This window comes from Prosthecobacter sp. (assembly GCF_046154365.1).
GTDB lineage: Bacteria > Verrucomicrobiota > Verrucomicrobiia > Verrucomicrobiales > Verrucomicrobiaceae > Prosthecobacter.
This window is the reverse complement of record NZ_JBJXFV010000131.1, coordinates 1-7,798: the sequence shown is the minus strand read 5'-3', so window position 1 is coordinate 7,798 and position 7,798 is coordinate 1. Positions and strand designations below refer to the sequence as shown.

Below are 7,798 nucleotides of genomic sequence, written 5' to 3'. Positions count from 1 at the left end.
GATCGAGCGCATCGAGCGTCGCCACGAGAAACGTCGTCGTGCGGCAGCCAACGCCCTCAAACGCCAACGCAAACGGGAAAAAGTTGCTCCGGCGAAGGCTTCAACCTCCTAACAAAGCAGAACTAGTTTTGTGGTTCCGCAAAAGACTCATCTTCCCAGCACCAGCACGCCCAGCGGCGGCAGATCAACGACCAGGCTCCACGGCTGCCCCTGCCACGCGGTGTGCTGCGCCTGGAAGCCAGCTCCCGCGCTCGCTCCCGAACCTGCATACGCCGCAGCGTCACTGTTGAGCAGTTCACGATAACTGCCGGCAGCCGCAACGCCTACACGATAACTGATTCGTGTCACCGGTGTCGCATTGACGATGACATACACCTTGTCGCCATCCGGGGAAGAACGAGTGAAGGCGAAGATGCTGTTGTCAGCGTCGTTCGCATCCAGCCAGGAGAAGCTGCCCGCCTCATGGTCCTTCATGTGCAGCGCATGCCGTGTCGTGTAGAGATGATTGAGATCCCGAACGAGCTTTTGCAGGCCGCAGTGCTCTTCGCCAAGGAACAGATGCCAGTCGAGGCTGCGCTCATGGCTCCATTCGTTCCACTGGCCGAACTCACCGCCCATGAAGAGCAACTTCTTGCCCGGATGCATCCACATCCATGCCAGGAACATGCGCAGATTCGCGAACTTCTGCCAGCGGTCGCCGGGCATCTTGTTGATGAGCGATCCCTTGCCATGCACCACCTCATCGTGGCTCAGCACGAGGATGAAATTTTCGTCGTAGGCATAGATCATCGAGAACGTGGCCTCGCCGTGATGATACTTCCGATGTACCGGCTCGTGCTGCATGTAGCTCAGGCTGTCGTTCATCCAGCCCATGTTCCATTTGAAACCGAACCCCAGCCCCCCACTGCTCACCGGCCGCGACACGCCCGGCCATGCCGTGCTTTCCTCCGCGATGATCGTGGTGCCAGGATGTTTCTCATAGCACACGCGGTTGAGATCTCGCATGAAGGAGATCGCTTCGAGATTTTCGCGTCCCCCGAGGTGATTGGGCACCCATTCGCCTGCTTTGCGCGAGTAATCGAGATAGAGCATCGACGCGACCGCATCCACGCGCAGGCCGTCGATGTGGAACTGCTCCAGCCAGTAGAGCGCATTCGAGATGAGAAAGTTTTTCACCTCATGCCGCCCGTAGTTGAAGATCAGCGTGCCCCAGTCCTGATGCTCGCCGAGGCGTGGATCTTCGTGCTCATACAACGCGGTGCCGTCGAACTTCGCGAGGCCGTGCGCGTCCTTCGGGAAATGGCCCGGCACCCAGTCAAGGATCACGCCGATGCCCGCCTGATGGCAGCGGTCCACAAACTCGCGAAACTCATCGGGATTGCCGAAGCGGCTCGTCGGCGCAAAATACCCTGTGACCTGATAGCCCCACGAGCCATCGAACGGATGCTCGGCGATGCCCATGATCTCGATATGCGTGAAGCCAAGCCCTTTCACATAAGGAATCAAATCATCCGCCAGTTCACGATACGACATCCAGCGGTTGCCCTGATCGGCTTTGAGTTTCCACGAGCCGAAATGCACCTCATACGCGCTCATCGGCGCGTGGTAGAGATCATGCTTCACCCGCGCCTGCATCCACTCGCCATCCGACCAGCGATAGCGCTCCAGATTGAAGGTCAGGCTCGAGGTCTGCGTGCCATGCTGGCCGAACACCGCATACGGATCGCTTTTCATACACAGTTGCCCGTACTTGTCCACCAGCTCAAACTTGTAGTGCGTCAGTTCGGTGATGCCGGGAATGAAAATCTCCCAGATACCCGCTTCGATGCGATTGCGCATCACATGCACGCGCCCGTCCCAGCGATTCCAGTCGCCCACCACCGACACCCGCTGCGCATTCGGCGCCCACACCGAGAACTGACAGCCCGCCACGCCGCTCACCGTCTTCAGGCGTGCGCCGAGCACTTCCCAGAGCCGCTGATGCGTGCCTTCGCGGAAAAAGTACATGTCCTGATCGCCCAGCAGCAAGCCAAACGAATAGGGATCACTAGTGCGGCTCGTGTTACCTTCGTTATCGGTGATTTCCAGTTCGTAAGTACCACGCGGTGTGACCGCTTCAAAGAAACCATCGGGATGCTGTTTGGTCGCTTCGATTGATTCACCACCGCAGATCACCACCACCTTGGTCGCGTAAGGTTGCGTGGTGCGCACCACCTGCTGGCCGGCGCCCACATCATGCGCTCCCAGAAAAGCGAACACGTTTTGGTGCCGCGCTGCCAGCACGGATTGAATCTCGGCATTGTTCGAATATTGACTCATCAGCGTTCATTCATGGAGCGTTCGGCGGCAAAAGCAACGGTTCCAGCAACTCCCGCACGATTCCCTCACAGGACAGCCGCCGCATCAGCCCCCGCCGCTGCTGCCGCTGCTTGACTGCGGGATGCTCACGAATCCTGGCCGCAATCAGCCGTGGTTCTTCATCCAGCGCAAAAAATTCCGCTCCCACCGCCACCTCGCGATGCGCCGGGATGTCCGAGCAAAACACCGGCACACCATGCAGTGCCGCCTCGATCAACGGCAGCCCGTAGCCCTCCGCCGTGCTCGGGAAAAACAATGCATCCGCCATCTGATACAGACTGCGCACGTCCGCATCGCTCAACGGGGCTGTTTCGCCCAGAAACCACACACGATCCCGCACCCCGAGCGTTTGCGCCAGTTCACCCAGTTCCTTGAAATAGACGATCCCGTCGTCCTGATGCGGGTCGGGAGCCGCCGTGACGTTGTAAATCGCCTCCGGTAGTTCCGCGAGCACCCGCAGCCCCAGCTCAATGTTCTTTCGCCGCACGAACCGTGTCGGTTGCAGCAGGATGAGCGCCTCGTTTTCGAGTTTCAGACCGCACACCCGTTCCATGATTCCCAGCACGTTCCCGGCATCCACGCCGTTCGGAATCACCGTGATGGGGTCGGTCGTCACTCGCGCATACTCCTGCTTCCGCACCTCCGAAACCGCCACATGCACGGCCGGTGGCACCTTTTCGCACCAGCGCACATCGTGGACCCAGTTGATCCAGCGGATGTGGGGTGTCTCGGCGGCTTGTTGGATGAGTTCCGCTGTCCATGCGAGATCAAAGGGCATCGTGAAGACGTTGTGGACGATCACCACATCGTAAGACCCGCCATGCCACTCGTTCCGCGTCAAAACCTCCACCTCATGCCCGAGCACCGACAGCACCTTCGCCTGATCACCAATCACCCGCTCCACACCGCCGATGACCGGCAGTTTGGTGTAGTGAAGGATGGCGATGCGCATGGCTAAAACGTAGGTGTGAGCAAGTCAGCACGCCAAGCAATTCATTTGTCGCAGATTCAGAGAACGCAGAGGATTGATGCCGAAGATTTTTCCCCGCGCTCACCAAAACTCTGCGGTGTAAATCAGTGTTTTCCAAGCGTCTTGAGCATGATCAGAGAGCGAGGAGCCGCAAAGTTTCCGTGGTCAGGTTTTCACCGGTGCTTTAGACTCAGCCCCATGAGCGCGAAGCTGCGCGGCTCGGGGCCGCATGGCGGGCGCGGGAAAACAAACGCCGCTAAGCCGTAACCATGCAGTTGATCAACCACAGAGGCACGATGGACACAGAGGCAATGCCGCCCTGCCACTTCAGCACTCAAGGGTGCCCTCCTTCTTCCTCATTCTCTGTGTCCATCGTGCCTCTGTGGTTCATGCTGAATCATTTCTCATGGGCAGCGTGAACGCTTTCTACTGCATGGTTATGGCTAAGGCACCACTGATTCAACCCACACCGCAGAGATTGGAGCGCCGCAGAGGCTTGATTCAGAAGGGCTTCCTCTGCGGCGTTCCTGTCTCTGCGGTGTAAATCCGTGCTTCCCTGACGTTTCAGCGCTTGCCGAAAGAGCAGCCCCGCACCGGCACCATGGACCTCAAAATCGCCGCCATCTGCCTCGCGCATGACGCCATGCTGCTGACCCGCAACCTGTCGGACTTCGACCAAATCCCCGGCTTGCGCGTCGAGAACAGGCTGGAGTGAGCGGGGCGCAAGTGTCCTTCATCCCTTCCTCACGGGTAGCTCACCTGCACGCGGTAAAACTTTCGCGTCGAGACCGCATCTGGGTCTGTCACGGTGCGGGTCTGGCCGTTGTCTTGGATGGTGGCACCGCTCAGCGTCTGCCAACTGCCCGCGCTCAGCGTGGTGCTGAACTGCACCGTGTAAGTGCGGTCACTCAGCCGGGGGTTGATGGTGATCGTGTGGGTTCCGCTGCCGCCCACGCTGGTCAGCAGGCGTGAGTTGCGGTCCGTCGGGATCAGGCCCGCCGTGTATTTGAGGAGATTGTTCTGCCCCGTACCGCTCGCATCCGCCGTGGGTGCCGCCAGCGGGTTGTTCTGGCCGAAGTACTGCACCTGCCACGCATCCGGCAGGCTGTCGCTGGCATACAGGCCCAGATCATCTGTGCCCACGTTCACGATTGTCAGACCCAGCGTGCCGCTCACGCCGCGATAACTCCCCTGCACCGTCGCCGCCGTGTCTTGATACACGTTGGTCGCTGTCGCCAGACCGCTGGCATTGATGCTGGTGATCGGGCCGCTGACCACGCTCCAGTTCAGATCGCCACCCAGCAGCACCACCGTCGTCGCATCATCCAGTGTGGCCGTGGCGGCAAGCTGCAGCGTGGCAGCTTCGTTCACGGTCGCGGGCGTGGCGGCCAGTTGCACGGTGCTCACTTCCGTAAGCTGGCCGACGTAGCCCGCCTTCAGCGTCTCCGCAGGCGCGGAAGCAGTGGCAATGCCACCCACTCCACCGACGTTGCCGTCATTCGTGTAGCTTGTGCTGGTGTTTCGTGCGCCTCCGGCAGCGAAGCTGTCGGTGGTGATACTGTAGCTCACGCTGGTACGCGGACCAGCATGGAGAGACGACACTAATGCAAAGTATAAAACACAAAAATTGGGTAAATACGCTTGCATGATGAAAGTTATGGTTTGGCCACCCGAAATCCTGAGCTTATATCCTCACTTGTGACACTAAGGCCATTGCGAGTGGAAGAGGCAATGTCGCTCGAACCGTGCGACCAAGAACCTCCACGCAACCCTCGAAATACGCCTCCAAGTTTTTGCTCGACTCTTTCGTACACATTTCCACCTTGATCGAGCGTTCCATAATAGCTCGATGCTGATAAGTAGCTCCCGCAAGCGGTGATGTTGGCAAAAACGTTCGAATAATTTGCTCCGTTGGCAATCGCGGCATTGGCTGCGGCAGCCGTCGGCGGTGCATTTGAACGAGTTGTGTAAAGCCAATAGCTGTCGGCATCTCCACCCATGCTTGTGGGCTGGTAATAAGCCGCTTTATACCATTCATTTTCGCTAGGAAGAAAAAATCGTGCGGCGGAATTACGTCCATTGGCTCCATTCACAGAATCGCTCCCTGTGGCAATGCTACTAAGGCCGGTCAAAGTATAAGCTCCTGATTCAGTCGTGCTCGAATCTTGCGGTCCTACAGGCATTCCGTTATGCAACCAATTACAATATCTGGCAGTATCAAACCAACTGACAAAAACTACGGGCTTGTTTCCCATGTTCGATTTCACTGCATATGTGTAGCTGCCAGATGTTCCGGACTGCACGATTCCACCGGATCCGCTGGTTGACATATTTGAATTATACAATGCATAAGTGTCGTTTGAGGCAACGCTATTCAAAAATGCGTTATACTCATCATTAGTCACCTCGTGTTTTGCGATTTGGTAAGAATATGATACCGACCCGATTCCAGAGACCGATCCAGCGTTTAAAGAGTCGGCTGGATTGCTAACATCACCCACTCGAACAAAGCCAGGGCTTGGTGGTATGGGCGTAACAACTCCCTGAAGCGATGAGTCTAATTTGACCGTTGTTATCGATCCATCTGGGACAGATTGGGCAACACTTGCCGTCCCTGAATAGAACGCATATCCAACCGCAGCTATTCTTTGGTCCGGCGTAAATAGTTGAAAGCCATTCACTCCGTCATTAAACCACACACGTAGACGCACGTCTGTATTTGAAAACACACTGGCGGGAACCGCCACCATGTTCGTGAGAGTGGTTTCGCCCAATGAGACGGAATAGATCCCCTTTGTGACGACAAGCGCTACGGCTGCTGCTGGTTGGCTACCAGCAGTGCTGGTGCCGTCATTGCTCCAGTAGGTGGTATTTCCACTGGCATTAACCAGCGCGAATTTGAACTGGCCACTGCCATCAAAATTCACTGTGCCGACTGCGACGCGCCCCTGGTAATTGATGAGCTGCGGCACCTGAGCGGACGAGACGACCGCCATGAGCAGCGAGGCAAGAAGTAGTGATCGAAAACGCATGTTCATACAGTGGGAGTGTCTAGCTTGTTTACAGATGCTGCGGCAGCAGCCCTCTTGGCCTCGCGCTCCTCGGCTTTGAGTTTCCGGCCCTTGGCCTCAACTTCCTGGCGCTTGATGGTGATTCTGTGCATCCAATTGGGCGAAATTGGATCCATCTCGTAATCACATTCGATGAGCAGCCGAAGCTCGGCGAAATCCAGTTGTGCCTTGCCGCCAATATCATCCCAAGCGGCTTCGAAGGCTGCTCTTTGCATGTTGGTCTTGATGCCGTCGCACCAAAACGCCCACGTCTGCTCACTGATGCGGCCCACCTCGCGAAGAAAAATTTGCCCGTTGGTCAGGTCAAAGTAGCGATAAAACTCGTCCTGGGCTCTGGCTTTTTCCCTCGCCGTCAATTCCTCCGAGAACGGATAGTCGTAGAATACCTTGGTCGGAAATCTAGAGGCTAGTTCGCGGTATTCCTTCGCCATGGTGTCCTCAAAGGAGGTCTCGGCCTGCCGCCGTGTCTGCCATAGCTGGTAAGCGGCAATGCCGATGCCGACAACGGCGGCACAATGTGCGAAGATTTCAAAAATTTTGAAAATGAACATGCTGGAGTTTGGAGCGGAGGATTGCGGGTAGACGGGTGCTTCGAACAAGACAGGGGACTGTATGCCCCCTGTCTTTGATGCTGATCTTCACCCGCCCACCATGATCTCCACGGTGCTGCTCCACACGCCCACCTGATGGTCGCCCACACGGTAGATGGCGCGGTATTTCCATTTGGTCGGCGTGGCGGGCAGCGGGGTGGTGTCGGTGTAGTTCGGGGTGGTGTCGTAGGTCAGGAAGACGAACCCTTTGCCGTCGTTGCGGTCCACCTGGATTTCCAGCATGTCGAGGAAGGCGCTGAAGCCCTGCCAGCCCCAGGTGATGAGGACGGCGTTGCCGACGATGGCGAGCGCGATGATGGCCTGGATGATGGCGAGGTCCGGGCCGGTCTGCGCGGTGCCCTCAATGCCGAGGGCCTGGCCGATGGTAGGCGTGTAGTTTTTGCAGGCCTTGAGGCGCTTCACCAGCTCACGGAAACGACGCACGATGCCGGCGGGCACCGCAGCGGGGAAGCCGGCGGGAAGCTCGGGCACGATTTGTCCGGCGGGGGCGGTGTCGCCGCCGTCGCGCTCGTAGTTTTTCTCGGCGGTCCAGCCTTGCGCGGCATTCTGCATGTTGCCGCAGAAGTCCACGATGGCACGGAAGCGGGTGGCATCAGCGGCCTGCTGCACGATGTCGGGGTCATTGGCAGCGATGCCAAGCGTGGCCAGATACTGGCCGACATTGTCACGGAAGAGGACGAACAGGCTGGCTTTGCCATTGTCGTCGGTGGGCATGAAGTCTGATTTAGGCATGGTGTGTTTCTTGGGTTTCTGGGTTGGAGCAGAAAGGATCTGGCCGGGATAAGGCT

At 57.8% G+C, this 7,798-nt stretch carries 7 protein-coding genes; 1 reads left to right on the top strand and 6 read right to left on the bottom strand.

Annotated elements, in window-relative coordinates; translation table 11 throughout:
* Positions 1-147: 147 nt before the first annotated feature.
* Both glgB and ACKVY0_RS17030 read right to left on the bottom strand, forming a co-directional pair.
* Positions 148-2,319, bottom strand: coding sequence for a 1,4-alpha-glucan branching protein GlgB (gene glgB / locus ACKVY0_RS17035; RefSeq protein WP_409216027.1), 2,172 nt, complete (start codon positions 2,317-2,319; stop codon positions 148-150).
* Positions 2,320-2,329: 10 nt separating this feature from the next.
* Positions 2,330-3,310, bottom strand: coding sequence for a glycosyltransferase family 4 protein (locus tag ACKVY0_RS17030; protein WP_409216026.1), 981 nt, complete (start codon positions 3,308-3,310; stop codon positions 2,330-2,332).
* Positions 3,311-3,929: 619 nt separating this feature from the next.
* On the opposite strand from ACKVY0_RS17030, the gene ACKVY0_RS17025 reads away from it, so the two are divergent.
* Positions 3,930-4,043 carry a type II toxin-antitoxin system VapC family toxin gene (locus ACKVY0_RS17025; RefSeq protein WP_409216025.1) on the top strand — a complete coding sequence of 38 codons (114 nt, stop codon included), beginning with the start codon at positions 3,930-3,932 and terminating at the stop codon, positions 4,041-4,043.
* Positions 4,044-4,072: 29 nt separating this feature from the next.
* Here the strand turns inward: ACKVY0_RS17025 and ACKVY0_RS17020 are convergent, their stop codons facing one another.
* From ACKVY0_RS17020 to ACKVY0_RS17005, 4 genes are all read right to left on the bottom strand, one after another.
* Positions 4,073-4,897 (bottom strand): hypothetical protein, encoded by an 825-nt coding sequence (locus ACKVY0_RS17020; protein ID WP_409216024.1) that lies wholly within the window; start codon positions 4,895-4,897, stop codon positions 4,073-4,075.
* A gap of 86 nt (positions 4,898-4,983) precedes the next feature.
* The gene (locus tag ACKVY0_RS17015) at positions 4,984-6,366 is read right to left on the bottom strand and encodes a formylglycine-generating enzyme family protein (RefSeq protein ID WP_409216023.1); all 1,383 of its coding nucleotides are present in this window, start codon (positions 6,364-6,366) and stop codon (positions 4,984-4,986) included.
* Positions 6,363-6,950 carry a hypothetical protein gene (locus ACKVY0_RS17010; RefSeq protein WP_409216022.1) on the bottom strand — a complete coding sequence of 196 codons (588 nt, stop codon included), beginning with the start codon at positions 6,948-6,950 and terminating at the stop codon, positions 6,363-6,365. The genes ACKVY0_RS17015 and ACKVY0_RS17010 overlap by 4 nt, the downstream gene beginning before the upstream one ends.
* Positions 6,951-7,037: 87 nt before the next feature.
* The coding region (locus tag ACKVY0_RS17005; protein ID WP_409216021.1) for a hypothetical protein at positions 7,038-7,798 on the bottom strand (761 nt) is incomplete at its 5' end.